Here is a 26,773-nt window from a genome sequence, read left to right on the forward strand (position 1 = left end):
GGCGAGGCCGTCGCCGCGGCGCCCAAAAGGCAAAGGCCGACACGCCAGGACGTGTCGGCCTCCAGGGACAGGTGAACGGCCGGGGCCGTGCGCATGCCGCTCGAGAATCGGGCAACGCTGATCAGGCGCGGCGGAACACCAGCGTACCGTTGGTGCCTCCAAAGCCGAAGTTGTTCTTCACTGCCACATCGATCTTCATCGACCGCGCCTCATTGGCGCAATAGTCCAGGTCGCACTCCGGGTCCTGGTTGAAGATGTTGATGGTCGGTGGCGAGATCTGGTTGTGCAGCGCCAGCACGGTGAACACCGACTCCACGCCGCCGGCGCCGCCGAGCAGGTGGCCAGTCATCGACTTGGTCGAGTTCACAACCAGCTTCTTCGCGTGGTCGCCGAAGGCCAGCTTGATGGCGTTGGTCTCGTTCTGGTCACCCAGCGGCGTCGAGGTGCCGTGCGCGTTGAGGTACTGCACGTCATCGGGGTTGATGCCGGCGTTGCGCAGCGCGGCTTTCATCGAGCGCTTGGGGCCATCGACGTTGGGGGCCGTCATATGGAAGGCATCGGCACCCATGCCAAAGCCCGAGAGCTCGGCATAGATCTTGGCGCCACGCTTCTTGGCATGTTCGTACTCTTCCAGCACCAGCACGCCCGCGCCCTCGCCCAGCACGAAGCCGTCGCGGTCCTTGTCCCAGGGGCGCGAGGCCGTCTTGGGGTCGTCGTTACGGGTGGACAGCGCGCGCGCCGCGGCGAAGCCACCCACGCCCAGGGGCGACACGGTGCTCTCGGCACCGCCGGCCACCATCACATCAACATCACCGTACTCGATCAGGCGCGCGGCCTCGCCAATGCAGTGCAGCCCGGTGGTGCAAGCGGTGACGATGGCCAAGTTGGGCCCCGTGAACCCGAATTGGATCGACACGTGACCCGAGATCATGTTGATGATCGAGGCCGGCACGAAGAACGGAGAGATGCGCCGTGCGCCGCGTTCCCGATAGTCTTGGTGCGTCTGCTCGATCATCGGCAGCCCGCCGATGCCCGAACCCACCATCACGCCAATGCGCTCGGCGCTCTCCTCGTTGAGTTCCTCACCCGTGGGCAGCCCGGCATCCTTCACGGCCTGGATCGACGCCGCCATCCCGTAATGGATGAAGGTGTCCATGTGGCGCGCTTCTTTGCCGGGGATGTAGTCCTCCACATTGAAGCCGCGCACTTCGCCTGCGAAGCGGCAGGACAGCGCCGACGCGTCGAACTTCGTGATGTGGTCGATGCCCGAACGGCCGGCGATGAGGTTGGCCCAGCCTTCGGCCACCGAGTTGCCGACCGGGCTGATCAGCCCCAGCCCGGTGATGACGACGCGACGTCGGCTCATGCTCCGTTCAGCCCTTGTAGTTCTTGCTGGCGTAGTCGATCGCCAGTTGCACCGTGGTGATCTTCTCAGCCTCTTCGTCCGGAATCTCGATGCCGAACTCGTCTTCCAGAGCCATCACCAGTTCCACCGTGTCGAGCGAGTCCGCGCCCAGATCGGCCACGAAGGCCTTCTCGTTGGTGACGTCGGGTTCGGGCACGCCGAGCTGCTCGGCAATGATTTTCTTGACACGTACTTCGATATCGCTCATTGACTCCTCCAAGAGGGGATTGCTCAAACGGCCCGGATTCTACGCGTCCGAGGGGGGCGGCCCCCTTGACGCCCCGGCGGGCCCACTCGGTGCTATTCAGTGCATGAACATGCCGCCGTTGACGTGCAGCTCGGTACCGGTGATGTACCCCGCCTGCGGCGAGGCCAGGAAACAAACGGCATCGGCAATCTCCTGTGGCTGCCCCAGGCGGCCCAGCGGGATCTGCTGCAGCAGCGCGGCTTTCTGCGCCTCGGGCAGCACTTCGGTCATGTCGGTGGCGATGAAGCCCGGGGCCACGCAGTTCACCGTCACGCCGCGGCTGCCGAGCTCGCGCGCCAGCGCGCGCGTCATGCCCGCCACGCCGGCCTTGGCCGCGGCGTAATTGGCCTGCCCCGGGTTACCCGAAGCGCCCACCACCGAGGTGATGTTGACGATGCGGCCGTAGCGCTGCTTCATCATCGGGCGCATCACAGCGCGGCTCAGGCGGAACACCGCCTTGAGGTTTGTGTCGAGTACGGCATCCCAGTCGGCGTCTTTCATGCGCATGGCCAACTGGTCGCGCGTGATGCCGGCGTTGTTCACCAGCACGTGCAGGGCGCCCTCGGCCTTGACGAGGGCCTCGATCGCAGCGTCCGCGCCGGCGGCGTCATTAACGTCCAGCGCAATGCCGCGGCAGCCGGGGAAAGCCGACAGCGTCTCGGAAATGGCCTGGGCGCCGGACTCGGTTGTGGCAGTGCCAATGACCTTCATGCCCGACTGCGCCAGCGCCAGCGCGATGGCACGGCCGATGCCGCGCGAGGCACCCGTGACCAGGGCGACTTGTTCATTGAGGGCCGGTGCGCTCATGCCAGGAATCCTTTCACCTCGGCCAGCGTGGCCGGATCGAACAGCGCCGCACCCTGCAGCTCGGCGTCTATGCGCTTGACCATGCCTGCGAGTACCTTGCCCGGGCCACACTCGATCACGTGCGTGATGCCGCGGCCCTTGAGGGCCTGCACCACTTCCACCCAGCGCACCGGGCCGAAAGCCTGACGGTAGAGCGCGTCGCGGATGGCCTCGGGCTCCACGGGGCTGGCCACGTCGATGTTGTTGACCACGGGGATCGCCGGCACGGCCAGCGCCACGGTGGCCAGCTTCTCGCGCAGCCGCTCGGCCGCGGGCTTCATCAGGCTGGAGTGGAACGGCGCGGACACCGGCAGCGGCAGCGCGCGCTTGGCCCCCTTGACCTTGAGCACCTCGCAGCCCTTTTCCACGCCGGCCTTGGAGCCGGCGATCACGGTCTGCTTGGGATCGTTGAAGTTGACGGCCTCCACCACTTCGCCGCTGGCCGCAGCGGCCTCGGCGCAGCCTTCGCGCACCGCCTGCGCGTCCAGGCCCAGGATGGCCGCCATGGCGCCGGTGCCTACGGGCACGGCTTCCTGCATCGCTTGCGCGCGCAGCCGCACCAGCGGCAGCGCATCGGCTAGCGTCAGTGCCCCGGCGGCAACCAGCGCCGTGTACTCGCCCAGCGAATGACCGGCCAGCGCCTGCGGCTGAGCGCCGCCCTCGGCCAGCCAGGCGCGCCAGCAGGCGATGCCGGCAGTGAGCATGACGGGCTGCGTGTTGGTGGTGAGGTCGAGCTCGGACTTGGGCCCTTCGTGGATCAGGCGGGTGACATCCTCGCCCAGGGCCTGAGAAGCCTCTTCGAGGGTGCCGCGCACGGCCGGGTGGTCGCCCCAGGCGTCGAGCATGCCTACGGCCTGCGAGCCCTGGCCGGGAAACACGAAAGCGAACGAAGTCATCACGAAAAGCGAAGTGAGTACGGAAAAGCTGGCGCGGCTCAGAAGTCGATCAACACCGCGCCCCACGTGAAGCCGCCGCCCACGCCTTCGAGCATGAGCGTGTCGCCACGCCGGATGCGGCCGTCGCGCACGCCGGCATCCAACGCCAGCGGAATGGAGGCGGCCGAGGTATTGCCGTGCTGGTCCACGGTGACGATGACCTTGTCGGCCGGCAACTTCAACTTGCGGGCCGTGCTGTGCATGATGCGGATGTTGGCTTGGTGCGGGATGAGCCAGTCGATGTCGGCTTCGACCCGGCCGGCCTTGGCCAGCACGGAGTGCGCCACCTCGGCCAGCACGCTCACCGCGAGCTTGAATACAGCCTGACCGTCCATCTTGAGCAGCGGGTCGCCGATCACCTGGCCGCCCGCGACCGTGCCCGGCGTGCACAGAATGTCGGCATGGCGCCCGTCGGCGTGCAACTCGCTGGCCAGGATGCCGGGGCGCTCGCTGGCCTCCAGCACCACGGCACCGGCGCCGTCGCCGAACAGCACGCAGGTGGTGCGGTCGTTGAAGTCCAGGATGCGCGAGAACAGCTCGGCGCCGATCACCAGCGCCCGCGTGGCGCTGCCGGCGCGGATCATCGCGTCGGCAATGGACAGGCCGTAGACGAAACCCGAACACACGGCCTGCACATCGAAGGCCGCGCCGCCGTGGATGCCGAGCTTGCGCTGCACTAGGCAGGCCACCGAGGGGAAGACCATGTCCGGCGTGGACGTCGCGACGATGACGAGGTCAATCTGCGTGGGCTCCAGCCCGGCGGCTTCGAGCGCATGGCGCGCGGCCTGCGCGGCGAGGTCGCTGGCATTGACGCCAGGGTCCACGAAGTGGCGCGCGCGGATGCCAGTGCGCTCGACGATCCAGTCGTCGGAGGTCTCGATGCCGTGCTCGGCGAGTTGGCGCACCAAGTCGTCATTGGTGAGCCGCCGCGGCGGCAGCACACTGCCGGTGCCGGCAATGCGGGAGTAGCGGGAGGCGTTGGAAGTCATGCAGCGTGAACCGCCGGGCTCGGCGCGACCGCGGTTGCGGCCTGCAGCGTGCCGAGGATGCGGTCGTGAACCCGGTCCAGCAGCCGGTTGCGGGCGGCATCATAAGCGCGCGCCAGGGCGTTCTCGAAGGCGAAGGCATCGGCCGAGCCATGGCTCTTGAACACCAGCCCGCGCAACCCCAGCAACGCTGCGCCGTTGTAGCGCCGGTGATCCACCCGCGCCTTGAAATGATTGAGCACCGGCAGCGCCGCCAGCGCCGCCAGCCGCGTGAAGGCGTTGCGCGTGAACTCCTGGCGGATGAACTCCGCCAGCATCGCTGCCAGGCCTTCGGAAGCCTTGAGCACCACGTTGCCCACGAAACCGTCGCACACGACGAGGTCGGTGGTGCCCTTGAAGATGTCGTTGCCTTCGACGTTGCCGTAGAAGTTGAGCTGGCCTGCGGCAGCCGCCGCGCGCAGCAGCTCAGCGGCCTGCTTGATGGTGTCGCTGCCCTTGATGGCTTCCTCGCCGATGTTGAGCAGCCCCACCGTGGGCTCTTGCTTGCCTTCCACCGCCGACACCAGCGCGCTGCCCATGACGGCAAACTGCAGCAAGTGCTCCGCGGTGCAGTCCACGTTAGCGCCTAGGTCGAGCACGGTCGTGTAGCCGTCGCGGCGGTTGGGCAACACGGTGGCGATAGCCGGACGGTCGATGCCCTGTAACGTCTTGAGCACGTAGCGCGCCACAGCCATGAGCGCGCCGGTGTTGCCGGCGGACACGCAGGCGTCGGCACGCGCGTCTTGTCCCTCGACCACCTTGAGCAGCGAGATGGCCACGCGCATGGACGAATCCTTCTTGCGCCGCAGCGCCACCTCGACCGTGTCATCCATGGTGACAACCTCGGTAGCGGTCACAAGCGTGCAGCGCTCCCAGTCCCGAGCAGGGGCCAGCGCCTGCTCAGTGCCCACGAGCAGCAACTCAGCATCCGCGTGGCTGCGCAGGAAAGCTTGGCAGGCCGGCAGCGTGACGGCAGGTCCGTGGTCGCCGCCCATGCAATCGACGGCCAGACGCACCCGGTCGAGTGCGGCATGAGACGATGGGGACACGAGAGGATCCAGAAACGGCGCCTGTATGCTTGGAAGCGATCCCGCCAAAGGCGGCAAGCGCGATGCCAACGGGCATGGGAATGCCCGGCAGCACTGGACGCACCAGCCGGGCAAACAGCAAGCGGAACCGATGCAGCGGCCGAATCAACCGGCCACGCGCTTCAGGCTCAGGCGTCGGACTTGGTGGCGAGCACCTTGCGCCCACGGTAGAAACCGGTGGGGCTGATGTGGTGGCGCAGATGCACTTCGCCGGTGGTGGGCTCGACCGCCGTGCCCGGTTGGGTCAGGGCGTTGTGCGAGCGGTGCATGCCACGCTTGGAAGGGGACTTCTTGTTTTGCTGAACGGCCATGTTGGATTCTCCTGCGCTCTTGCCGAGCAGAACCTGCGCCGGCCGGAAAAGCACCGGACCCGAATGCAGAGACGGCCCCACGCAACACGAAACGGATGACTGACCGAAAACGAACCCTGCACAAGACCTGAAACGGCCAGCACAACGCCCTTTTTCGAATCTCCCCGCCTTCCGATTCACGCCACCCAACCAACGGGCAGCGCCATGGGGCACCATTGAACGAAGCCGATAAGTATAGCAGCTGCGCTGTCCGAGCCCAAGAGCCGGTCTTTGCGGACGGTCAAATCAGGCGTCTTCGCCGCCCTGCCCGTCCGGGCGGTGGCGCAAGCGCGCCAGCGCGGCAAAAGGATTCTCACGCTCGGGCACCGTTTCCTCCTTGGGTTGAGCAGGGGCGCGCAGCGGCTGCGGACACTGCTCGTGGCGAGGCACCAGCGGCAGCGCAAGCAGCAATTCATCCTCCACCAGCAAGCGCAGGTCGAAGGCGCGCTCAAGCACCAGCACGTCGTCCTCACTTTCCGCATCCAGCCGCGCCGCCTCCTCCTCACTGCGCACGAAGCGCAGGCTGCGCTGTAGCGACAGCGGCATCATCACCGGCTGCAAGCAGCGCTGGCACTCGCGCCAAACCTGCGTATGGGCTTCCAGATGCACCCATCGCTCAGGCTCCAACGCCCCGGGCTTGCGCATTTCACCTACGGCGGACCACTCCACCTCGCCTTCGGCTGGTGGCGCGTCGGCGGGCCAGCCGTCTAGCAACCGTTCGAAGCCAGCCAACGGCCAGCGGCCCTGTAGCGTGGCGCCGTCAGCGGTGAAGTTTTCAAGGTCCAGGCGCAGGGGATCGTAGGGACGGGCTTTCATCTCGGGCAGTTTACGAGGGCGAACAGTCCCTTCCGGGCCGGATGGGACAATCCGCCCGATGAATCCGCCCCTGATCCTGGCCTCCACGTCGCGCTACCGGCGCGAGCTGCTGCAGCGCTTGCGCCTGCCCTTCGCAGTCGAAGCTCCACACACCGATGAAAGCCCGCTGCCGGACGAGGCCCCAGCCGCGCTGGCGCTGCGCCTGGCGCTGGCCAAGGCACAAGCCGTGGCCATGCAGCATCCCGAGGCGGTTGTGATCGGCTCGGACCAGGTGGCCGACTTGCATGGACACCCCATCGGCAAGCCTGGCGGCTTCGAGCGCGCCAAACAGCAGTTGCGTCACATGAGCGGTCAGCAGGTGGTGTTCCAGACAGCCGTGGCAGTGGTACGACGCGACCACGGCTTCGCGCGCTCGCTGCTGGCCCCGGTGGCAGTAACCTTCCGCTCCTTATCCGATGCGGAAATCGAGCGCTACCTGAGCCTGGACCAGCCTTTCGACTGCGCGGGTAGCGCCAAGAGCGAGAGCCTCGGGGTGGCGCTGCTGGAACGCATAGACTCGGACGACCCCACCGCGCTGGTAGGCCTCCCCCTCATGCGCACTTGCCGGCTGCTACGCGAGGCCGGCATCGACCCTCTCTCCACCCCTGACCTTCCCAGGCCGTGAAGACGGCCCGTTTTGGCCTGCATGCCCCATCCATCTCACGCCCCCTTCTTCCACAGTGCCTTGGCGCTGCTGGCCTGCGCCGCCACGCTGCCCGCGCAAGCCGGCCTGTCGCTGGATCAGGCGCTGGCCCGGCATCGGCAGCTCCTGGCTGCTGACGTTGACGCACGGCCCGGCGTCACCGAAGCGCTGCCGCCCATGCCAGACGGAATCCTGCTGGCCGGCGGCAACTCCACCGACAGGTTGCCGCAGTTGCTGGCGTCCCCCCTGGGCTCGGACGGCAGCGGCCTGCGCCTGGCACACACGATTGCGGATGGCCGTGAGGGCCTGACCGTGCGGCTGGGACTGCTGGGCAGCGACGAAGCAGCGCGCCACTGGACGTTGGAAGGGACGGAGCTGGCCCTCCCGGCCGGACCGGGGGAAGCCTACGCCTCGGTGCAGCGGCGCCACTGGGGCCCGTCCTGGACGGGCAGCCTGATCCTGGACGCCGCCGCACCGGCCGTGGCAGCCGTGGGGTGGCGCAAGACGTCCACCATGGCATTCGAAACGCCCTGGCTGGCCTGGCTGGGCCCGTGGAACGCAGACTTCTTCATCGGCCGCCTGAGCGGCCACACCCAACCCGCGCGGCCCTACCTCATCGGTACGCGCCTGCAGATCCAGCCCCTGCCTTCCCTGCAACTGGGCTTCTCACGCGCCTTGCAGTGGGGCGGCCGCGGACGCGACCAAAGCTTCAGTTCTTTCTGGCGCGGACTGGCGGGCCGGGACAATCAAGGCGGAACCAGCGACGAACCGGGCAACCAGCTCGGGGGCATCGACTTCCGCTGGCACCACGCCTTCAGCAACAACCAGCAGATCGCGCTGTATGGCCAGGTCGTGGGCGAAGACGAGGCCGGCTACCTGCCCTCCAAGAACATGAAGCTGGCAGGCCTGGAATGGGCGGCGCGCTTCGGTCCCGCCGATCTGCGGCTGTTCGTGGAGCATGCCAATTCAGTGGCAGGCGGCGAGCCGGGCGTGGCCTACCGCCACCACATCTATCGCCAGGGCTACACCCAGGAAAGGCGACCGCTGGGCCACCCCACTGGCGGCGACACCAGGCTCACCAGCGTGGGGGCCGTGCTGGACATGGGCAGCCTCAGCGGCGAGCTGGTGGCGTACGACGGCCGCGCCGAGGCAACGGCGCCGCGGCTGGCAGCCGGCTCCATCAGCGGCGTCAACGCCGCCCTGGCTTGGCGAGCACGCAGCGACCAGACCCTGGGGCTGAGCCTGTGGAGCGGGCGCGATGGCGGCGGGCGCGACAGCGCGGCGCAGCTGTGGTGGCAGTACGCATGGCGATGAAGGGCCGCCTGCTGCTCGTGCCGTGCCCGCTGGATTTCGGCGGCACGGACACGGCCTCCGACATCCGACAGACGCTGCCGCAAGGCGCGCTGGAAGCGGCAGCCGGGCTGCAGCACTGGGTGGTGGAAAACGCCCGCACGGCGCGCGCTGTGCTCAAGCGCGTGGGCGCCGTGGCGCCACTGGCCGCGCCGCTGCAGCAGCTGCACATGGTCGAGCTGCCGCGCCCGCCCAAAGGCCGGCAGGCGCAGCCGGCGCCGGACCTGCGGCCGCTGCTGCAACCGGCCCTGCAGGGACACGACATCGGCCTGATGTCCGAAGCCGGCATGCCGGCCGTGGCGGATCCGGGCGCGGCGCTGGTGGCCACGGCGCATGCGCTGGACATCCCCGTGCGCCCGCTGTCCGGGCCCAGCGCGCTGCTGCTGGCACTGGCGGCCAGCGGCCTCAACGGCCAGAGCTTCGCCTTCAACGGCTACCTGCCGGTGGACGCCGCCGAGCGCGCCACGCGCATCCGCGAGCTCGAAGCGCTGTCGCGTCGCGCCGCGCAGGCGCAACTGCTGATCGAGACGCCCTACCGCAACGAGCCCATGCTCAGCGCGCTGGTGACGACGCTGCAGCCGTCCACGCGGCTGTCGGTGAGCTGCGGCCTGACGCTGCAGGCCGAGTGGACACGCAGCGACACCGTGGCGCGCTGGCGCGCGCAGCCGCGCCCGCTGCCCAACGACGTGCCGACGGTGTTCGTGTTCCAGGCCTGAAGCCGCCGCCCCCGAGCGGCGATTTCAGGCGGCCGACGCTTCGCTCTTCTTGGCGCCGAAGAGCGCGGCGATCTTCTTGCGCGGCTTGAGGTGCAGCGAGGCACCGGGCTGCACCGAAGGCGCGCCCTGCTCCCACGCCGGCGTGCCGGACGTGACGCTGGGCTCGTAGGGACGGTCGAAGAAGGGGTCCGCGGAGGCGGTCGCGCCACGGCGCGGCGCCGGGGCGCTGCGTTCCGCACGGCGCGGCTCCGGCCGCTCCTCGGCCGACACGGGCCGGCGCGGACGGCGCCAGCGGTCTTCGTCGAGCTCCAGCGGCTCCAGCTCGATCTTCTTCTTGATGAGCTTCTCAACCTCGGCCACCAGCCGCGCGTCCTCGCGCGCCACCAGGGTCATGGCCAGGCCCGAAGCGCCGGCACGGCCCGTGCGGCCGATGCGGTGCACGTAGTCCTCGGCGTTGAAGGGCACGTCGAAGTTGAAGACGGCGGGCAGGTCGGCGATGTCCAGGCCGCGTGCGGCCACGTCGGTGCACACCAGCACATCCACCTCGCCGCGCTTGAAGGCTTCCAGCGCCTTCAGGCGCTCATCCTGCGACTTGTCGCCGTGCAGCGCATTGGTGCGCAGCCCATCGCGCTCGAAAGCGCGCGCCAGCCGCGCGCAGCCGAGCTTGGAGTTGACGAAGACGATGGCCTGCCGGATCTCGCGCTCACGCAGCAGCTTGAGCACGGCGCGGCGTTTGTCGTCGGCATCCACACTGTAGAAGCGCTGCTCCACGGTAGAAGCCGTGGCGTTGGGCCGCGCCACCTCCACCAGCACCGGGTCCTGCAAGTAGCTTTCGGCCAAGCGCTTGATCTCGGGCGAGAAGGTGGCGGAGAACAGCAGCGTCTGGCGTGTCTTGGGCAGGTAGCTCAGGATGCGCTGCAGGTCGGGCAGGAAACCGATGTCGAGCATGCGGTCGGCCTCGTCGAGCACCACGTACTCAACTTGGTTAAGCACCGCATTCCTGGCCTCGATGTGGTCCAGCAGGCGCCCGGGCGTGGCGATGAGCACCTCGACGCCGGCCTTGAGTTCGGCAGTCTGGGGCTTCATGTCCATGCCGCCGAAGACCACGGCCGCACGCAGCTTGGTGTGGCGCGAGTAGGCCTTGACGTTGTTGGCAACCTGGTCGGCGAGCTCCCGCGTGGGCGCCAGCACCAGCGCGCGCACCGGGTGGCGGGCGGGCGACATGCTGCTGTTCTCGTGGCGCAGCATGCGCTGCAGCAAAGGAATGGAGAAGGCGGCGGTCTTGCCGGTGCCGGTCTGGGCCGCGCCCATCACGTCACGGCCATCCAGCACCACCGGAATGGCCTTGGCCTGGATCGGCGTCATCGTCGCGTAGCCTTGGTCGGCTACGGCACGAAGCAGCTTAGGGTCGAGCGGAAGGGTGTCGAAGCGCGCCGCCTCACTGGGGGCGCTGGGTGCGGCAGCCGGTGCCGCGGTTGGTGTGGGATCCATCATGTCGCGCAATTATCTCCGCTGCGGCACGGGCACGCCCGCGGGAACGGCGCAAGACCATCCAGCGCGGAGCCCTGAAGCGCACGATGCGCCAGTACAGCGTGACGTAGCTCACGCCGAAAAGCACGATGCAGCCGCCCAGCATGACGGTGTTGTCCCACCACAGCATCGCCGGCACGACCGAAAGGCTGCACAGCAGCCACAGGTAAGGTGCAGTCATGGAATTGCGCCGGGTGAGCTCGCGCGCGGTGCGCTCGCCCGCAGCCCAGCGCAGCAGCCGGCGGTAGATCAGGCTGTGTAGGTGTACGCCGTCAGGCATACCTACCGGCCGCCCCTGCAGCCACTTACGCCGATACATCGAAAATACGGTTTCGAATACCGGGTAAATGACCAACGTCAGCGGGAACATCGGCGACACCTCTGGATTGCGCGCCAACAGCAGGATAGACAGCTCAGATAAGTAAAAGCCTAGGAAATAGGCGCCACCGTCACCGAGAAATACCAGCCCAGCCGGATAGTTCCAGACGAAAAATCCAAGTATCGCGCCCATGCCTATCAGTGCCATCACGGCCACGAGTTGGTCGTTCACCGCAAAACCGACGTAGGCCAGGCTGCCCAGCATCATCAGCACGCACATCGACGACAGGCCGTTGAAGCCGTCGATCAGGTTCACGGCGTTGGCAATTCCCGCCACCGCCAGCACCGTCAGCAGCAGCGCACCGCCCCAGAACGAAACCATCCAGTCCAGACCCGGGATGTCGGTGCGCCGGATCAGCGCATCGAGCAGCCAACCCGCCAGCGCGGCCGACACCGCCGTGAACAGCAGCCGCTGGCGCGGGCTCACGCGCTTGGTGATGTCTTCGGTGATGCCCGCTCCGAAGGCAGGCAGGGCACACGCAAGCAGTAACAACGCAGTGCTGCCTACACGATGGTCTTGCCACCACAGAACCAATGCTCCCACCGCCACGGCACACACGATGCCCAGACCGCCCACGCGCGGCACGGAGCGGGCATGGAATTTCTGCGGCCCAGCCTCGTGGTCATTGACCAGATGGCCATGAGAATGGGCCAGCCGGATCACCGCCATGGTCAAGAGGAAAGCGACGGCAAACGTGATCAACAGCATGCTCATGCCGATAATTATGCGTTCTTGCGGCAGTGCAACACTTAACAGGCCTGTGCCTAAAAGACCCCCATTGACCAGCCGCTAGAATCCGCGCCGCCTCCGGCGCTGCCACGAGCAGCAGAATTTCCTGCCTTGCCTTCGGGGTGCTCTGCTCCCTGCGCTGCTCCCGTCCTCGGACCCATGACACTTTTTCCCCGACTGCTCTCTGCTGCCTCTTCTCATCGTCTGCGTAGGGCCGTAGGCGCGGCCCTACTGGGATGGATCGCAGTGGCCCCCTCTTGGGCGCAAAACGTGCCTGACGCCGGCAGCGCGGCAGACGGGGGGCCCATCAGGCTGCGCCAGCCACTGACAGGCACAGAGCAGCGCGACCAGCGCGAGCTGCGCAGCAGTACCAGCACGCTGCAGGATCCGACGCAGCAGCGTGCGCTGCGCGACGGCGCGCCGGCCTACCAGCCGGGCGAATTCGAGTTGTTCGTACAGAGCCTTGTTGCGGCGCCGCAACGTAATGAGCGTCCCAGCAGCGAGCGCCGCGGCAGTGAGCGCACAGGCATGGACGGCCGCTCGCTGGAGGACGAAAACCTGCCTGCGGCAATCGAGACGTCCGCCATTCGCCGTTTCGGCGCCGAGTTGATGACGCGCGTCGATGACCCCGGCAGCGTGGACTACACCCCTCAGGTGCCGCCGGATTACCTGATCAAGAGCGGCGACGAAATCGTCGTCACGCTCTGGGGCTCGGTAGACGCGGACATGCGCGTGGTGGTGGACCGCAGCGGGCGCATCAACATCCCGCGCGTGGGGCCGGTCCTGGTGGCTGGGGTGCGCTATGCCGAGCTGCCCGATGTGTTGCGCCGCCGTGTGGGGCAGGTATTCCGCAATTTCGATCTGAGCGTGTCGCTGGGCCAGCTGCGCGGCGTGCGCGTGTACGTCACGGGCTTCGTGGGGCGGCCCGGTGCCTACAGCGTCAGCAGCCTTTCCAGCATCCTGAGCTCGCTGCTGCGCGCCGGCGGCCCGTCGGCCGCGGGCAGCTTCCGCGACATTACGCTGCTGCGCGGGCGCCAGGTGGTGGCCCGCTACGACCTCTACGACTTCCTGCTGCGCGGTGACCGCAGCGCCGATACCCTGGTGCAGCCCGAGGACGTGATCCATGTCGGCGCCGTGGGTTCGCAGGTGGCCGTGATCGGCAGCGTCAACCGCCCTGCCATCTTCGAGCTCAAGCCCGGCGAGACCGTGCAGGACGTGCTGGACATGGCCGGCGGCTTCACGGCCGTGGCCGACCGCAGCCGCCTGGCCGTAGAGCGGCTGCAACAGCGCACCGGCGAGCGCATCGCCGAAATGCCGCTGCCGCAGGGTGCTCGGCAGACGCTTAGCCATGGCGATGTGCTGCGCGCCTTCAGCGCCGTCAATTCGCAGCTGTCGGTGCAGCAGCAGAACAAGCGCGTGCGCGTGGAAGGCGAGGTGGTGCGCCCGGGCGAGTACGTATTGCCGCCCAACAGCTCTGTCGGCGACGCGCTGCGCGTGGCCGGCGGCCTGAGCCCCTCAGCCTATGTCTTTGGCACCGAGTTCAGCCGCGAGAGCGTGCGCCGCACGCAACAGGAAAATTACGAGCGCGCGCTGCGTGACATGGAAACCGAGCTTGCCCGGGCCAATACCACGCAGCGCACCAGCAACGCCGACGAGGCGGCGGCACAGACGGCGCGCTTGGCCTCCACCGCCCGACTGGTGGAGCGGCTGCGTGCGGTCAAGCCCACGGGGCGCGTGGTGCTGCAGATGGACCCTGGTAACAGCACGCTGCCGGATTTGACGCTGGAAGACGGCGACCGGATCTACATCCCGCCGCGCGGCACCTCGGTGGGCGTGTTCGGCAGCGTGTTCAATGCCGGCAGCTACCTCTGGAGCGACGGCCGTTCGATCAGCGACTACCTGCGCCTGGCCGGTGGCCCCACGCGCGGTGCCGACCGCAGCAGTGCGTTCGTGGTGCGCGCCAACGGCAGCGTGGTCAGCGCGCTGCAGGACAGCGGCTGGTTCGGCGGCAGCCGCTCGCTGGAGAGCCTGCGTGCCGAGGCGGGCGACACCATCTTCGTGCCTGAGGAACAGAACAAGACCACCTTCATCCAGTCCGTGAAGGACTGGACGCAGATCCTTTACCAGTTCGGTCTTGGCGCGGCGGCTCTGCAGACCATCCGCAACAACTGATCCGCTATGCGACACGACATGCTGGCCGACCCCGCGCTCGATGCGGACGACGAGGAACAGGGCCTGGGGCTGCTGGACCTGGCCCTACCGTTGGCAGAGAACCTGCGCCTGCTCATTGCCGGGCCGCTGCTGGCTGGGCTGACGGCGCTGGGCATCACCTTCATCATCGCGCCGACCTACACCGCCCGCACCACGCTGCTACCGCCACAGCAGCAGCAAAGCGTCGCGTCCTCCGCGCTGGCCAGCCTGGGAACGCTCTCGGGACTGGCCGGCCTGGGCGGGGGCCTCAAGAGCCCGGCCGAGCAGTACGTGGCCTTGATGCAGAGCAACACCGTCACCGACCGGCTCATCGACCAGTTCAAGCTGATGGACGTGTACGAGGCCAAGTACCGGGAAGACGCCCGAAAGCACTTGGCCAACAACGTGCGCATCAATGTCGGCAAGAAGGACGGCCTGCTGACCGTCGAAGTCGACGACACCAGCCCGCAGCGGGCCGCCGAGTTAGCCAATGCCCATGTGGAGGAACTGCGCCGTATCAGCGGCGGACTGGCGCTGTCGGAGGCGCAGCAGCGGCGCGTCTTTTTTGAAGGCCAGCTCCAGCAGACCCGCGACCGGCTCACCAGTGCGCAACAGGCGTTGCAAGCCAGCGGCATCACGGAGGGCGTGATCAAGTCCGAGCCCAAGAGTGCTGCTGAAAGCTATGCACGGCTGCGCGCCGAGGCCACTGCTACCGAGGTGCGCCTGCAAGCGCTACGGCGCAGCTTGGCCGACAACGCGCCCGAGGTCCAGCAGGCCCAAGCGACGCTGGGCGCCCTGCGCGCGCAGCTGGCACAGGCTGAGCGCAGCACCGACGCCGGCGGCGCCAACGGCGCTGATTACGTGAGCAAGTACCGCGAGTTCAAGTACCAGGAGACGCTGTTCGAGCTCTTCGCACGCCAGTACGAGGCCGCCCGCGTGGACGAGGCGCGCGAGGGTGCACTGATCCAGGTCGTGGACCCCGCACTGCAGCCGGAGAAGAAGAGCAAGCCCAAGCGTGCCCTCACGGCCGTGGCCACCACGCTGGCCACGCTGCTGCTGCTGGCGAGCTTTGTCATCGCGCGGCATTTCTGGCGCCGCTCCGCCGCCGAGCCGCAAAACGCCGAGAAGCTGACGCAGTTGCGTTCGGCGCTGCGTCGCTCCTGAGCTTTTCTTCCGTTCGTTGCCCACCACCAGATCGACATGACCATCCTCGTTACCGGCGGCGCCGGCTTCATCGGCAGCAACTTCGTGCTGGACTGGATCGCGCAGGTCGGCGAACCGGTCGTGAACCTCGACGCCCTCACCTACGCGGGCAACCTGCGCAACCTGGCTTCGCTGCAGGGCGATGCGCGCCACGTCTTCGTGCAGGGCGACATCTGCGACCGCGCGCTGGTGGATCGGCTGCTGGCCGAGCACCGGCCGCGCGCGGTGGTGCACTTCGCCGCCGAGAGCCACGTGGACCGCAGCATCCACGGCCCCGGCGCCTTCATGCGCACCAACGTCGAGGGCACCTTCACGCTGCTGGAAGCCGCGCGCGCCCACTGGAACACGCTGCAGGGCGAGGACAAGGCGGCCTGGCGCTTCCTGCACGTCTCCACCGACGAGGTCTACGGCAGCCTCGCCCCCGACGCGCCGGCCTTCACCGAGGAGCACCCTTACGAGCCCAACAGCCCGTACTCGGCCAGCAAGGCCGCCAGCGACCACCTCGTGCGCGCCTGGCACCACACCTACGGCCTGCCGGTGCTCACCACCAACTGCTCCAACAACTACGGCCCTTATCACTTCCCCGAGAAGCTCATCCCGCTGATGATCGTCAACGCCCTGGCGGGCAAGCCGCTGCCGGTGTACGGCGACGGGCGCCAGGTCCGGGACTGGCTGTACGTGAAGGACCACTGCTCGGGCATCCGCGCCGTGCTCGCCGAAGGCCGCGTGGGGCAGACCTACAACATCGGTGGCTGGAACGAGCAGGCCAACATCGACATCGTGCACAAGGTGTGCGCGCTGCTCGACGAACTGCGCCCCGACCCGGCCGGCCCCTACGCACGGCTGATCACGCACGTGACCGACCGCCCCGGCCACGACCGCCGCTATGCCATCGATGCGCGCAAGCTCGAGCGCGAGCTGGGCTGGCGCCCGGCCGAGACCTTCGACAGCGGCATCCGCAAGACGGTGCAGTGGTACCTGGACCATGCCGACTGGGTGGCCGAGGTGCAAAGCGGTGCCTACCGCGACTGGCTCGCCACCAACTACGCCGCGCGCTGAGGGAGTGCCGGGCATGAGGATCCTGCTACTGGGCAAGAACGGTCAGCTGGGCTGGGAGCTGCAGCGCGCGCTCGCGCCCCTGGGCGAACTGGTGGCGCTGGGGCGCGACGGCGGCACGCTGGCCGCGGACTTCAGCCGCCCGGACACGCTGACCGGCACGGTGCGCGCGCTGCGCCCGGACGTGATCGTCAATGCCGCGGCCTACACGGCGGTGGACAAGGCCGAGAGCGAGCCCGAAGTGGCACGGGCCGTCAACGCGCAGGCGCCGGCCGTGCTCGCACGCGAGGCGGCGGCGTTGGGCGCGTGGCTGGTGCACTACGGCACCGACTACGTCTTCGACGGCTCGGGCCAGGAGCCGCGTGGCGAGGACGCACCCACGGCGCCGCTGAGCGTCTACGGCCGCACGAAGCTCGAAGGCGAGGAAGCCATCCGCGCCAGTGGCTGCCGCCACCTGATCCTGCGCACGAGTTGGGTCTACGCCGCGCGTGGCGGCAACTTCATCCGCACCATGCTGCGCCTGGCCGCCGAGCGCGAGGCGCTGAGCGTCATCGATGACCAGATCGGCGCCCCCACCGGCGCGGAGCTGCTGGCCGATGTGAGCGCGCACGCGCTGCGCGCGGCCCTGGCCGCACCGGCGCTGGCCGGCACCTACCACGCGGTGGCGGCGGGCGAGACCAGCTGGCATGGCTATGCGCGCTTCGTCATCGAATGGGCGCGCGCGCAGGGGCTACCGGTCAAGGTTGCGCCGCAGGCCATCACGGCCATCCCGAGCTGTGAATACCCCACGCCGGCGCGCCGGCCGCTGAACTCGCGGCTGCGCACGCGCAAGCTGCAGGAAGCATTCGGGCTCAACCTGCCTCCCTGGCAGGACGGCGTGCTGCGCATGCTGCACGAGGCTTACGCTCGATAAACCACGGGAGGGAGGACAAGACATGACGACGACCCCGATCCAGCGCAAGGGAATCATCCTGGCCGGCGGCTCCGGCACCCGGCTGCACCCGGCCACGCTGTCCATCAGCAAGCAGCTGCTGCCGGTGTACGACAAGCCCATGGTCTATTACCCGCTGAGCACGCTCATGCTCGCCGGGATGCGCGAGATCCTGCTCATCAGCACACCGCAGGACGTGCCGCGCTTCCAGTCGCTGCTGGGTGACGGCAGCCAGTGGGGCATCTCGCTGCAGTACTGCGTGCAGCCCAGCCCCGACGGGCTGGCGCAGGCCTTCGTCTTGGGCCGCGACTTCGTGGGCAGCGCGCCCAGCGCGCTGGTGCTGGGCGACAACATCTTCTACGGCCACGACTTCTTCCGCCTGCTGCAGGACGCCTCGCAGCGCACGCAGGGCGCCACGGTCTTCGCCTATCACGTCAACGACCCCGAGCGCTACGGCGTGGTGGAGTTCGATGCGCAGCGCCGCGCGCTGAGCATCGAGGAAAAGCCCAATGCGCCCAAGAGCAACTACGCCGTCACGGGGCTGTACTTCTTCGACGATCAGGTGTGCGACATCGCCGCAGGCATCCGTCCCAGCGCGCGCGGCGAACTGGAGATCACCGACGTCAACGCCGCCTACCTGCACCGCGGCCAGCTCAACGTGGAGATCATGGGCCGCGGCTACGCCTGGCTAGACACCGGCACCCACGACAGCCTGCTCGAAGCCGGGCAATTCATCGCGACGCTGGAAAAGCGCCAGGGCCTCAAGGTCGCCTGCCCCGAGGAGATCGCCTGGCGCGCGGGCTGGATCGACGACGGGCAGCTGGAGCGCCTGGCGCAGCCCATGCTCAAGAACGGCTACGGGCAGTACCTGATGAAGGTTCTGCGCGACGCGACCTTCTGACTCGAAGCATCACATGAACATCATCAAGACCGCGCTGGAGGGCGTACTGATCCTGGAGCCCAAAGTCTTCGGCGACGAGCGTGGCTTCTTCCTGGAAAGCTTCAACCAGCGCGCGTTCGACGAGGCGGTGGGCCGCCACGTCGAGTTCGTGCAGGACAACCACTCGCGCTCGGCGCGCGGCGTACTGCGCGGGCTGCATTTCCAGCTGCCGCCGCACGCGCAGGGCAAGCTGGTGCGCGTGACGCAGGGCAGCGTGTTCGACGTGGCGGTGGACGTGCGCCGCGGCAGCCCCACCTTCGGGCGCTGGGTGGGCGTGGAGCTCTCGGGCACCAACCACCGCCAGTTCTGGATCCCGGCGGGCTTCGCGCACGGCTTCCTCGTCACCAGCGACAGCGCCGATTTCCTCTACAAGACCACCAACTACTACGCGCCGCAGGCCGAAGGCGCCGTGCGCTGGGATGACCCGGCGGTGGGCGTTCAGTGGCCCCTGGACGGACGGCCGCCGCTGCTCTCCCCCAAGGACGCCCAGGCACCGCTGCTGGCCGAGGCTGCGCACTTCGACTGACGTCGCGGCTCCGAACCGAGCAGTACCGCTCTGCCCGGTTCAGCTGCGGCAGCGGCCCCCGGCTTACCTCAGAAAGCAACACGTCATGACTTCCTCGATTCCCGTGCAGCCCGTCGTGATGGCCGGTGGCAGCGGCACGCGGCTGTGGCCGCTGTCGCGCGCGGGCTACCCGAAGCAGTTCTTGGTGCTGTCGGGCAACCAGAGCCTGTTCCAGCAGTCCGTGCTGAGGCTGCAGAGCCTGGCCGGCGCGGACATCACGCTCACGCCGCCGCTGGTGGTGGGCAATGAGGAGCACCGCTTCCTGGTGCTGGAGCAGCTGCGCGAGCTGCGCTGCGAGCCGGCGGCGGTGCTGCTGGAGCCCCTGGGCCGCAACACCGCGCCGGCGCTGACGCTGGCGGCGCTGCAGGCCCTGGAGGACGGCGCTGATCCGGTGCTGGTGGTCACGCCCGCAGACCAGACCGTCACCGACGCCGCGGCCTTCACCACCGCCGTGCAGCAGGCCGTGCGCCGCGCTGCCGACGGCAGCATCGTCATCCTGGGCATCACGCCCGACCGGCCCGAGACCGGCTACGGTTACATCCGCACCGATGGCGAGGCCGTAGCGCAGTTCGTCGAGAAGCCCGATGCCGCCACCGCGCAGCGCTACCTGGAGGCCGGCGGCTACTACTGGAACAGCGGCATGTTCGTGCTGCGCGCCTCGAGCTGGATGAAGGCGCTGGAGCGCTTCCGCCCCGACATCGCCGCGGCCACGCGCGCGGCCTTCGCCGAGCGCCAAATCGACCAGCGCTTCGTGCGCCCGGGCCGCGAGCAGTTCGCCGCGGTGCCCTCGGAGTCGGTGGACTACGCCGTGATGGAGCGCTGCCCCGGCAGCGGCATCGGGCTGTGCATGGTGCCGCTGGCCGCGGGCTGGAACGACCTGGGCGCCTGGGATGCGGTGTGGCAGGTGGCCGACAAGGACGCGCAGGGCAACGCCGTCGTGGGCGACGCGCTGCTCGAAGGCAGCCGCAACACGCTGGTGCACGCCACCAGCCGCCTCGTGGGCGTGGTGGGGCTGGAGGACGTGGTGGTGGTGGAGACGCCCGACGCGGTGCTGGTGAGCCGGCGCGACCGCAGCCAGGACGTCAAGAAGATCGTGAGCCGGCTCGACGGGCAGCAGCGCGACGAGCACACCGCGCACCGCAAGGTGCACCGGCCCTGGGGCTGGTACGACAGCATCGACGCCGGCGCGCGCTTCCAGGTCAAACGCATCATGGTCAAGCCCGGTGCGAGCCTGAGCCTGCAGATGCACCACCACCGCGCCGAGCACTGGATCGTGGTCAGCGGCACGGCCGAGGTGAGCTGCGGCGACAAGGTGATGCTGCTCACCGAGAACCAGAGCACCTACATCCCGCTGGGCGAGAAGCACCGGCTGCGCAACCCGGGGCGGCTGCCGCTGGAGCTCATCGAGGTGCAGTCGGGCTCGTACCTGGGCGAGGACGACATCGTCCGTTTCGAGGACACCTACGGCCGCAGCTGAGACGCCCCATGGACAAGCAAGCCAAGATTTTCGTGGCGGGCCACCGCGGCATGGTGGGCAGCGCGCTGGTGCGGCGGCTGCAGGCCGGCGGCTACGCCAACGTGCTCACCGCCTCGCGCGCGGAGCTGGACCTGCTGGACCAGCGCGCGGTGCACGAGTACCTGGCGCGCGAGAAGCCCGACTACCTCTTCATCGCCGCGGCCAAGGTCGGCGGCATCCAGGCCAACAACCTGCAGCGCGCGGACTTCATCTACCAGAACCTGGTGATCGAGGCCAATCTGATCCACGGTGCGCACTTGGCGGGCGTGCAGCGGCTGATGTTCCTGGGCTCGAGCTGCATCTACCCGCGCGACTGCCCGCAGCCCATCCGCGAGGAGTACCTGCTCACCGGGCCGCTGGAGCCCACCAACGAGCCCTACGCCATCGCCAAGATCGCCGGCATCAAGCTGTGCGAGAGCTACAACCGCCAGCACGGGCGCCAGTACGTGAGCGTGATGCCCACGAACCTCTACGGCCCCAACGACAACTACGACCTGGCCAACAGCCACGTGCTACCCGCGCTCCTGCGCAAGGCCCACGAGGCCAAGCTGCGCGGCGACACGGAGTACGTGGTCTGGGGCAGCGGCACGCCGCGGCGCGAGTTCCTGTACGTGGACGACCTGGCCGATGCGTGCGTGCACCTGATGGAGCGCGGCTGGGACGGCGAGCTGGTGAACATCGGCACCGGCCAGGACGTGACCATCCGCGAGCTGGCCGAGACCGTCATGCGCGTGGTGGGCTTCGAGGGCCGCATCGTCTTCGACGCCACCAAGCCCGACGGCACGCCGCGCAAGCTGCTGGACGTCAGCCGCCTGGCGGCGCTGGGCTGGCGCGCACGCACGCCGCTGGAAGACGGCATCCGCCTGGCCTACGAGGCCGCGCCGTTCAAGCACTGACACACACGAAAGGTCTGACATGTCCGACAAGAAGGTCGCCCTCATCACCGGCGTGACGGGCCAGGACGGTGCCTACCTGGCCGAGCTGCTGCTGTCCAAGGGCTACGAGGTGCACGGCATCAAGCGCCGCGCCAGCCTGTTCAACACCGACCGCATCGACCACCTCTACCAGGACCCGCACGAGAAGGACCCGCGCTTCAAGCTGCACTACGGCGACCTCACGGACAGCACCAACCTGATCCGCATCGTGCAGCAGGTGCAGCCTGACGAGATCTACAACCTCGCGGCCATGAGCCACGTGGCGGTGAGCTTCGAGACGCCGGAGTACACGGCCAACGCCGACGGCATCGGCACGCTGCGGCTGCTGGAAGCCATCCGCATCCTGGGGCTGGAGAAGAAGACGCGCTTCTACCAGGCCAGCACCTCCGAGCTCTACGGCCTGGTGCAGGAGGTGCCGCAGAAGGAGAGCACCCCCTTCTACCCGCGCAGCCCCTACGCGGTGGCCAAGCTCTACGCCTACTGGATCACGGTGAACTACCGCGAGGCCTATGGGCTTTACGCCTGCAACGGCATCCTCTTCAACCACGAGAGCCCGGTCCGCGGCGAGACCTTCGTCACGCGCAAGATCACGCGCGCCATCGCGCGCATCGCGCTGGGGCTGCAGGACTGCCTGTACCTGGGCAACCTCTCGGCGCTGCGCGACTGGGGCCACGCGCGCGACTACGTGCAGATGCAGTGGCTGATGCTGCAGCAGCAGCAGCCCGAGGACTTCGTCATCGCCACGGGCGTGCAGTACAGCGTGCGCGAGTTCGTGCAGCGCGCCGCCGCGGAGCTGGGCGTCACGCTGCGCTTCGAGGGCGAGGGCGAGCAGGAAGTGGGCATCGTCGCGGCCGTCAGCGGCACCCAGGCCAAGGTCAAGCCCGGCGACGTGATCGTCAAGGTGGACCCGCGCTACTTCCGCCCCACCGAAGTGGAAACGCTGCTGGGCGACCCGAGCAAGGCCAAGCAAAAGCTGGGCTGGGAACCCACCACCACCTTCGAGGAACTGGTGCGCGAGATGGTGCACAGCGACTACGACGCGGCCAAGCGCGACAGCCTGGTCAAGCTGGCCGGCTTCCAGGCCTACGACTATCACGAGTAATGCGCGGCGCCCGCCGTGGCGCCCTTGAACCACCGTGCCTTCGATCACTCTACCCAGCGGCAAGGAGTTTGCCGCGCAAGACGGCGAATCGCTGCTGGACGCGGCGCTGCGGGCCGAGGTGGCGCTGGAGTACAGCTGCCGCACCGGGCGCTGCAGCAGTTGCAAGGCGCAGGTGCGCAGCGGCTCGACCACGGCGCTGCATCCCGAGACCGGCCTGAGCGAGGCCGAGCGCGCGGCCGGCTGGATCCTGAGCTGCGTGCGCAGCGCCACCTCCGACGTGCTGCTGGACGTGCAGGACCTCGGCGGCGTGAAGCTGTACCCAGCACGCACCTGGCCCTGCCGCATCCAGGCGCTACAGCGGCTGGCGCCGGACGTGCTCAAGGTCATGCTGCGGCTGCCGCCGGCGGCCGACTTCGGCTTCCAGCCCGGGCAGTACGTCGATCTCATCGGCCCGGGTGGCGTGCGGCGCAGCTACTCGGTGGCCAACGCGCCGGCAGCGGACAAGCTGCTGGAGCTGCACATCCGCGAAGTGCCCGGGGGCGCGCTGAGCAGCTACTGGTTCGGCGCCGCCAAGGCCAACGACCTGCTGCGACTGCACGGGCCGCTGGGCACCTTCTTCCTGCGCGGCACGGCCGGCATGCACCTGGTGTTCCTGGCCACCGGCACCGGCATTGCACCGGTGAAGGCCATGCTCGAAGCCCTGCAGTCGCTGCCGGCGGCCGAGCAGCCGGCCTCGGTCACGGTCTACTGGGGCGGCCGGACCGAGCAGGACCTGTACTGGCGTCCCGAAGGCGCGGCGGCCCAGGCCTGCCGCTTCGTGCCCGTGCTCTCGCGCGCGGGCGACGGCTGGAGCGGCACGCGCGGCCACGTGCAGCAGGCGCTGCTGGCCGATGCGCCCGAGCTGCCGCGCACGCTGGTGTACGCCTGCGGCTCGGACGCCATGATCCACGGCGCGCGCGAGGCGCTGCTGGCCGCCGGGCTGCCCGCGCAGCGCTTCCACTCGGACGCCTTCGTCTGCTCCGCGCCCGCCTGAGAAACAACTGAGGATTTCCGGAAATGAAAGCAGTCATCCTGGCCGGTGGCCTGGGTACCCGCCTGAGCGAGGAAACCACCACGCGCCCGAAGCCCATGGTGGAGATCGGCGGCAAGCCGATCCTGTGGCACATCCTGAAGATGTACGCGCACCACGGCGTCAACGACTTCGTGATCTGCTGCGGCTACAAGGGCTACGTCATCAAGGAGTACTTCGCCAACTACTTCCTGCACATGTCGGACGTGACCTTCGACATGCGTTCCAACCGCATGGAGGTGCACCACAAGCGCGCCGAGCCCTGGAACGTGACGCTGGTGGACACGGGCGACGACTCGATGACGGGCGGGCGGCTGCAGCGCGTGGCGCGCTACGTGCGCGACGAAGAGGCCTTCTGCTTCACCTACGGCGACGGCGTGGGCGACATCGACATCAGCGCCACCATCGACTTCCACCGCAGTCACGGCAAAGCCGCCACCGTCACCGCGACCTTCCCGCCCGGCCGCTTCGGCGCGCTGGACATCCAGGGCGGCCAGGTGCGCAGCTTCCAGGAAAAGCCCAAGGGCGACGGCGCGATGATCAACGGCGGCTTCTTCGTGCTTTCGCCCAAGGTGCTGCCTTACATCAAGGACGACGCCACGATCTGGGAGCAGGAGCCGCTGATGCAGCTGGCCGCCGACGGCGAGCTCATGGCCTACGAGCACCACGGCTTCTGGCAGCCCATGGACACGCTGCGCGACAAGCACCTGCTCGAAGACCTGTGGGCCAAGGGCCGTGCGCCCTGGAAGATGTGGGACTGAGCATGGCGCAGCGCAACCTCATCGACACCGCCTTCTGGCGCGGTCGCCGCGTGCTGCTCACCGGCCACACCGGCTTCAAGGGCAGTTGGCTGAGCCTGTGGCTGCAGTCGCTGGGCGCCGAGCCTCAGGGCCTGGCGCTGGAGCCCCCCACCACGCCCAGCCTGTTCCAGGAAGCCGGCGTGGCGCAGGGCATGGCCAGCACCATCGGCGACATCCGCGACTACGAGACGGTGCGCGCCTGCATGGCCGCGTTCCAGCCCGAGGTCGTCATCCACATGGCGGCGCAGCCGCTGGTGCGGCTGTCCTACAGCGAGCCGGTGGCCACCTACGCCACCAACGTGATGGGCACGGTGCACGTGCTGGAGGCGGCGCGCCAGTGCGGCAGCGTGCGCGCGGTGGTCAACGTCACCACCGACAAGTGCTACGAGAACCGCGAGTGGGTGTGGGGCTACCGCGAGGACGAGCCCATGGGCGGCTTCGACCCGTACAGCAACTCCAAGGGCTGCTCGGAGCTGGTCACCTCGGCCTACCGGCGCTCCTTCTTCGACAAGGCGGGCATCGCGCTGGCCTCGGCGCGCGCGGGCAACGTCATCGGCGGTGGCGACTGGGCCGCGGACCGGCTGGTGCCGGACATCCTGCGCGCCTTCGAGCGCGGCGACGCGGTGGTGATCCGCAACCCGCATTCCACACGTCCCTGGCAGCACGTGCTGGAGCCGCTGTCGGGCTACCTGCTGCTGGCGCAGCGGCTGTGCGAGCACGGCGCGGCCTTCGCCGAGGGCTGGAACTTCGGCCCGCAGGACGACGACGCCCGGCCCGTGCAATGGATCGTCGAGCAGATGGTGCAGCGCTGGGGCGACGGCGCGCGCTGGCAGCTCGACGGCGGCGAGCATCCGCACGAGGCCAATTACCTCAAGCTCGACATCGCCAAGGCCAAGGCGCGCCTGGGCTGGCGCCCGCGCTGGGACCTGGGCACGGCGCTGGAAAACATCACGGCCTGGCACCAGGCCTGGCTCGCGCGCGAGGACGTGCGCGCGCTGTGCCTGGCGCAGATCGAGCAGTACACGAACACGGAACAAGCAGCATGAACGCGAAAACCCCCGAATCCCTGCGCGGCCAGATCGCCGAGCTGGTGCAGCAATACGCCGAGCTGGCGCTGGCCCCCAAGCCCTTCGTGCCCGGCGAGTCGCCGGTGCCCGTGTCGGGCAAGGTCATCGGCGCGCGCGAGCTGCAGCTCATGGTCGAGGCCTCGCTCGACGGCTGGCTCACCACCGGGCGCTTCAACGCCGCCTTCGAGCAAAGGCTCGCGCAGTTCCTGGGCGTCAAGCACTGCATCACCGTCAACTCCGGCTCCTCGGCCAACCTGGTGGCGTTCTCGGCGCTGACCTCGCCGCGCCTGGGCGAGCGCGCAATCAAGCCCGGCGACGAGGTCATCGGCGTGGCTGCGGGCTTTCCCACCACCGTCAACCCGATCCTGCAGTTCGGCGCCGTGCCGGTGTTCGTGGACGTGGACCTGGCCACGCACAACATCGACGCCAGCAAGATCGAGGCGGCCATCGGCCCCAAGACCAAGGCCATCATGCTGGCCCACTCGCTGGGCAACCCCTTCAACCTCGACGTCGTCACGGCGCTGTGCAGGAAGCACGGGCTGTGGCTGGTGGAGGACTGCTGCGACGCGCTGGGCGCCACCTACGACGGCCGCCTCGTGGGCACCTTTGGCGACATCGGCACGCTGAGCTTCTATCCCGCGCACCACATCACCATGGGCGAAGGTGGCGCGGTGTTCACCAACAACGCCGAGTTGAAGCTCATCGCCGAGTCCTTCCGCGACTGGGGCCGCGACTGCTACTGCCCGCCCGGCAAGGACAACACCTGCAACAAGCGCTTCTGCTGGAAGCTCGGCGAGCTGCCCCAGGGCTACGACCACAAGTACATCTACTCGCACCTGGGCTACAACCTCAAGATCTCCGACATGCAGGCCGCCTGCGCGCTGGCGCAGATGGACCGGCTCGAAGAGTTCATCGCCGCGCGCCGGGCCAACTTCAAGTACCTGAAGGAGCGGCTGCAGTCCTGCGAGCAGTTCCTGCACCTGCCCGAGGCCACCCCGAAGTCCGACCCCTCGTGGTTCGGCTTCCCGCTGATCCTCAAGGAGAGCGCGGGCGTCAAGCGCGTGGACCTGCTGAGCTACCTGGACCAGCACAAGATCGGCACGCGGCTGCTGTTCGCGGGCAACCTCACCCGCCAGCCCTACATGGTCGGGCGCAACTACCGCGTCAGCGGCGAGCTCACCAACACCGACGTCGTGATGAACCAGACCTTCTGGCTGGGCACCTTCCCGGGCCTGACGACGGAGCACCTGGACTACATCGTGCAGAAGCTCGAAGAGTTCTTCGGTATCGGGTTCTGAGGC

Annotated in this window: 26 protein-coding genes; 16 read left to right on the forward strand and 10 right to left on the reverse strand. The window is 68.4% G+C overall.

Translation table 11 applies throughout. The features are described from left to right. Positions 1-121: 121 nt before the first annotated feature. The 8 genes from fabF to Q0741_RS02055 all read right to left on the reverse strand — a co-directional run bounded on the left by fabF (position 122) and on the right by Q0741_RS02055 (position 6,799). On the reverse strand, positions 122-1,366 hold the full coding sequence (fabF, locus tag Q0741_RS02020; protein WP_298231526.1) for a beta-ketoacyl-ACP synthase II: 1,245 nt from the start codon (positions 1,364-1,366) through the stop codon (positions 122-124). Between the two features lie 7 nt (positions 1,367-1,373). Then, complete coding sequence (gene acpP, locus Q0741_RS02025; RefSeq protein WP_028996342.1) at positions 1,374-1,613, reverse strand: acyl carrier protein; 240 nt, start codon at positions 1,611-1,613, stop codon at positions 1,374-1,376. A gap of 96 nt (positions 1,614-1,709) precedes the next feature. After that, positions 1,710-2,459: a 3-oxoacyl-ACP reductase FabG gene (fabG, locus tag Q0741_RS02030; protein ID WP_298231527.1), complete on the reverse strand. Its 750-nt coding sequence runs from the start codon at positions 2,457-2,459 to the stop codon at positions 1,710-1,712. After that, positions 2,456-3,394, reverse strand: coding sequence for an ACP S-malonyltransferase (gene fabD, locus Q0741_RS02035; RefSeq protein ID WP_298231528.1), 939 nt, complete (start codon positions 3,392-3,394; stop codon positions 2,456-2,458). Before fabD ends, fabG begins: the two co-directional genes overlap by 4 nt. Before the next feature lie 38 nt (positions 3,395-3,432). After that, positions 3,433-4,422, reverse strand: a complete 990-nt coding sequence (locus tag Q0741_RS02040; RefSeq protein ID WP_298231529.1) for a beta-ketoacyl-ACP synthase III — start codon at positions 4,420-4,422, stop codon at positions 3,433-3,435. After that, positions 4,419-5,474: a phosphate acyltransferase PlsX gene (gene plsX / locus Q0741_RS02045; RefSeq protein WP_298231621.1), complete on the reverse strand. Its 1,056-nt coding sequence runs from the start codon at positions 5,472-5,474 to the stop codon at positions 4,419-4,421. Before plsX ends, Q0741_RS02040 begins: the two co-directional genes overlap by 4 nt. A gap of 200 nt (positions 5,475-5,674) precedes the next feature. Further along, on the reverse strand, positions 5,675-5,857 hold the full coding sequence (rpmF, locus tag Q0741_RS02050) for a 50S ribosomal protein L32 (protein ID WP_298231530.1): 183 nt from the start codon (positions 5,855-5,857) through the stop codon (positions 5,675-5,677). A gap of 285 nt (positions 5,858-6,142) precedes the next feature. Next, complete coding sequence (locus Q0741_RS02055; protein ID WP_298231531.1) at positions 6,143-6,799, reverse strand: YceD family protein; 657 nt, start codon at positions 6,797-6,799, stop codon at positions 6,143-6,145. Between Q0741_RS02055 and Q0741_RS02060 the strand changes: the two genes are divergently transcribed. From Q0741_RS02060 to Q0741_RS02070, 3 genes are read left to right on the forward strand one after another with little or no spacing between them, the layout of a single operon-like run. Continuing rightward, positions 6,771-7,376 (forward strand): Maf family nucleotide pyrophosphatase, encoded by a 606-nt coding sequence (locus tag Q0741_RS02060; protein ID WP_298231532.1) that lies wholly within the window; start codon positions 6,771-6,773, stop codon positions 7,374-7,376. The two genes, Q0741_RS02055 and Q0741_RS02060, sit on opposite strands and share 29 nt — an antisense overlap. Positions 7,377-7,397: 21 nt before the next feature. Then, positions 7,398-8,708 (forward strand): capsule assembly Wzi family protein, encoded by a 1,311-nt coding sequence (locus tag Q0741_RS02065; RefSeq protein ID WP_298231533.1) that lies wholly within the window; start codon positions 7,398-7,400, stop codon positions 8,706-8,708. Further along, positions 8,699-9,460, forward strand: a complete 762-nt coding sequence (locus Q0741_RS02070; protein WP_298231534.1) for an SAM-dependent methyltransferase — start codon at positions 8,699-8,701, stop codon at positions 9,458-9,460. Before Q0741_RS02065 ends, Q0741_RS02070 begins: the two co-directional genes overlap by 10 nt. Positions 9,461-9,484: 24 nt before the next feature. Here the strand turns inward: Q0741_RS02070 and Q0741_RS02075 are convergent, their stop codons facing one another. Both Q0741_RS02075 and Q0741_RS02080 read right to left on the reverse strand, forming a co-directional pair. After that, complete coding sequence (locus tag Q0741_RS02075; RefSeq protein ID WP_298231535.1) at positions 9,485-10,825, reverse strand: DEAD/DEAH box helicase; 1,341 nt, start codon at positions 10,823-10,825, stop codon at positions 9,485-9,487. A 73-nt stretch (positions 10,826-10,898) separates the two neighbouring features. After that, positions 10,899-12,083: a glycosyltransferase gene (locus tag Q0741_RS02080; protein WP_298231536.1), complete on the reverse strand. Its 1,185-nt coding sequence runs from the start codon at positions 12,081-12,083 to the stop codon at positions 10,899-10,901. Positions 12,084-12,368: 285 nt separating this feature from the next. Here Q0741_RS02080 and Q0741_RS02085 point away from each other — a divergent pair, with 285 nt between their 5' ends. The 13 genes from Q0741_RS02085 to rfbH all read left to right on the forward strand — a co-directional run bounded on the left by Q0741_RS02085 (position 12,369) and on the right by rfbH (position 26,770). Beyond that, on the forward strand, positions 12,369-14,270 hold the full coding sequence (locus tag Q0741_RS02085; RefSeq protein WP_298231537.1) for an SLBB domain-containing protein: 1,902 nt from the start codon (positions 12,369-12,371) through the stop codon (positions 14,268-14,270). Between the two features lie 18 nt (positions 14,271-14,288). Then, a complete protein-coding gene (locus tag Q0741_RS02090; RefSeq protein WP_298231538.1) occupies positions 14,289-15,452 on the forward strand; it encodes a Wzz/FepE/Etk N-terminal domain-containing protein in 1,164 nt (387 codons plus the stop codon). A gap of 36 nt (positions 15,453-15,488) precedes the next feature. Further along, positions 15,489-16,550 (forward strand): dTDP-glucose 4,6-dehydratase, encoded by a 1,062-nt coding sequence (gene rfbB, locus Q0741_RS02095; protein WP_298231539.1) that lies wholly within the window; start codon positions 15,489-15,491, stop codon positions 16,548-16,550. A 13-nt stretch (positions 16,551-16,563) separates the two neighbouring features. Beyond that, positions 16,564-17,460 (forward strand): dTDP-4-dehydrorhamnose reductase, encoded by an 897-nt coding sequence (gene rfbD, locus Q0741_RS02100; RefSeq protein ID WP_298231540.1) that lies wholly within the window; start codon positions 16,564-16,566, stop codon positions 17,458-17,460. A gap of 22 nt (positions 17,461-17,482) precedes the next feature. Beyond that, positions 17,483-18,379 carry a glucose-1-phosphate thymidylyltransferase RfbA gene (gene rfbA / locus Q0741_RS02105; RefSeq protein ID WP_298231541.1) on the forward strand — a complete coding sequence of 299 codons (897 nt, stop codon included), beginning with the start codon at positions 17,483-17,485 and terminating at the stop codon, positions 18,377-18,379. A 13-nt stretch (positions 18,380-18,392) separates the two neighbouring features. Beyond that, positions 18,393-18,944 (forward strand): dTDP-4-dehydrorhamnose 3,5-epimerase, encoded by a 552-nt coding sequence (gene rfbC / locus Q0741_RS02110; RefSeq protein WP_298231542.1) that lies wholly within the window; start codon positions 18,393-18,395, stop codon positions 18,942-18,944. Positions 18,945-19,029: 85 nt separating this feature from the next. Further along, a complete protein-coding gene (locus Q0741_RS02115; protein ID WP_298231543.1) occupies positions 19,030-20,460 on the forward strand; it encodes a mannose-1-phosphate guanylyltransferase/mannose-6-phosphate isomerase in 1,431 nt (476 codons plus the stop codon). Positions 20,461-20,468: 8 nt separating this feature from the next. Beyond that, positions 20,469-21,395: a GDP-L-fucose synthase gene (locus Q0741_RS02120; RefSeq protein WP_298231544.1), complete on the forward strand. Its 927-nt coding sequence runs from the start codon at positions 20,469-20,471 to the stop codon at positions 21,393-21,395. Positions 21,396-21,414: 19 nt separating this feature from the next. After that, on the forward strand, positions 21,415-22,536 hold the full coding sequence (gene gmd / locus Q0741_RS02125) for a GDP-mannose 4,6-dehydratase (protein ID WP_298231545.1): 1,122 nt from the start codon (positions 21,415-21,417) through the stop codon (positions 22,534-22,536). A gap of 34 nt (positions 22,537-22,570) precedes the next feature. After that, the gene (locus tag Q0741_RS02130; RefSeq protein WP_298231546.1) at positions 22,571-23,569 is read left to right on the forward strand and encodes a 2Fe-2S iron-sulfur cluster-binding protein; all 999 of its coding nucleotides are present in this window, start codon (positions 22,571-22,573) and stop codon (positions 23,567-23,569) included. A gap of 23 nt (positions 23,570-23,592) precedes the next feature. Continuing rightward, on the forward strand, positions 23,593-24,366 hold the full coding sequence (gene rfbF, locus Q0741_RS02135; RefSeq protein WP_298231547.1) for a glucose-1-phosphate cytidylyltransferase: 774 nt from the start codon (positions 23,593-23,595) through the stop codon (positions 24,364-24,366). Positions 24,367-24,368: 2 nt separating this feature from the next. Next, the gene (gene rfbG / locus Q0741_RS02140) at positions 24,369-25,451 is read left to right on the forward strand and encodes a CDP-glucose 4,6-dehydratase (RefSeq protein ID WP_298231548.1); all 1,083 of its coding nucleotides are present in this window, start codon (positions 24,369-24,371) and stop codon (positions 25,449-25,451) included. Continuing rightward, positions 25,448-26,770: a lipopolysaccharide biosynthesis protein RfbH gene (gene rfbH / locus Q0741_RS02145; RefSeq protein WP_298231549.1), complete on the forward strand. Its 1,323-nt coding sequence runs from the start codon at positions 25,448-25,450 to the stop codon at positions 26,768-26,770. The genes rfbG and rfbH overlap by 4 nt, the downstream gene beginning before the upstream one ends. Positions 26,771-26,773 lie beyond the last annotated feature (3 nt).

This window comes from uncultured Azohydromonas sp., assembly GCF_937926365.1.
GTDB lineage: Bacteria > Pseudomonadota > Gammaproteobacteria > Burkholderiales > Burkholderiaceae_C > Azohydromonas.

Coding starts and splice junctions, on each gene's coding strand:
- fabG (WP_298231527.1), bottom strand. CDS start 2,459: ATGAGCGCACCGGCCCTCAATGAACAAGTCGCCCTGGTCACGGGTGCC.
- fabD (WP_298231528.1), bottom strand. CDS start 3,394: ATGACTTCGTTCGCTTTCGTGTTTCCCGGCCAGGGCTCGCAGGCCGTA.
- rfbG (WP_298231548.1), top strand. CDS start 24,369: ATGGCGCAGCGCAACCTCATCGACACCGCCTTCTGGCGCGGTCGCCGC.
- rfbH (WP_298231549.1), top strand. CDS start 25,448: ATGAACGCGAAAACCCCCGAATCCCTGCGCGGCCAGATCGCCGAGCTG.
- rfbA (WP_298231541.1), top strand. CDS start 17,483: ATGACGACGACCCCGATCCAGCGCAAGGGAATCATCCTGGCCGGCGGC.
- acpP (WP_028996342.1), bottom strand. CDS start 1,613: ATGAGCGATATCGAAGTACGTGTCAAGAAAATCATTGCCGAGCAGCTC.
- rfbF (WP_298231547.1), top strand. CDS start 23,593: ATGAAAGCAGTCATCCTGGCCGGTGGCCTGGGTACCCGCCTGAGCGAG.
- Q0741_RS02080 (WP_298231536.1), bottom strand. CDS start 12,083: ATGAGCATGCTGTTGATCACGTTTGCCGTCGCTTTCCTCTTGACCATG.
- Q0741_RS02090 (WP_298231538.1), top strand. CDS start 14,289: ATGCTGGCCGACCCCGCGCTCGATGCGGACGACGAGGAACAGGGCCTG.
- Q0741_RS02115 (WP_298231543.1), top strand. CDS start 19,030: ATGACTTCCTCGATTCCCGTGCAGCCCGTCGTGATGGCCGGTGGCAGC.
- rfbC (WP_298231542.1), top strand. CDS start 18,393: ATGAACATCATCAAGACCGCGCTGGAGGGCGTACTGATCCTGGAGCCC.
- rfbB (WP_298231539.1), top strand. CDS start 15,489: ATGACCATCCTCGTTACCGGCGGCGCCGGCTTCATCGGCAGCAACTTC.
- Q0741_RS02120 (WP_298231544.1), top strand. CDS start 20,469: ATGGACAAGCAAGCCAAGATTTTCGTGGCGGGCCACCGCGGCATGGTG.
- rfbD (WP_298231540.1), top strand. CDS start 16,564: ATGAGGATCCTGCTACTGGGCAAGAACGGTCAGCTGGGCTGGGAGCTG.
- Q0741_RS02065 (WP_298231533.1), top strand. CDS start 7,398: ATGCCCCATCCATCTCACGCCCCCTTCTTCCACAGTGCCTTGGCGCTG.
- gmd (WP_298231545.1), top strand. CDS start 21,415: ATGTCCGACAAGAAGGTCGCCCTCATCACCGGCGTGACGGGCCAGGAC.
- Q0741_RS02075 (WP_298231535.1), bottom strand. CDS start 10,825: ATGACGCCGATCCAGGCCAAGGCCATTCCGGTGGTGCTGGATGGCCGT.
- fabF (WP_298231526.1), bottom strand. CDS start 1,366: ATGAGCCGACGTCGCGTCGTCATCACCGGGCTGGGGCTGATCAGCCCG.
- Q0741_RS02060 (WP_298231532.1), top strand. CDS start 6,771: ATGAATCCGCCCCTGATCCTGGCCTCCACGTCGCGCTACCGGCGCGAG.
- Q0741_RS02070 (WP_298231534.1), top strand. CDS start 8,699: ATGGCGATGAAGGGCCGCCTGCTGCTCGTGCCGTGCCCGCTGGATTTC.
- Q0741_RS02040 (WP_298231529.1), bottom strand. CDS start 4,422: ATGACTTCCAACGCCTCCCGCTACTCCCGCATTGCCGGCACCGGCAGT.
- rpmF (WP_298231530.1), bottom strand. CDS start 5,857: ATGGCCGTTCAGCAAAACAAGAAGTCCCCTTCCAAGCGTGGCATGCAC.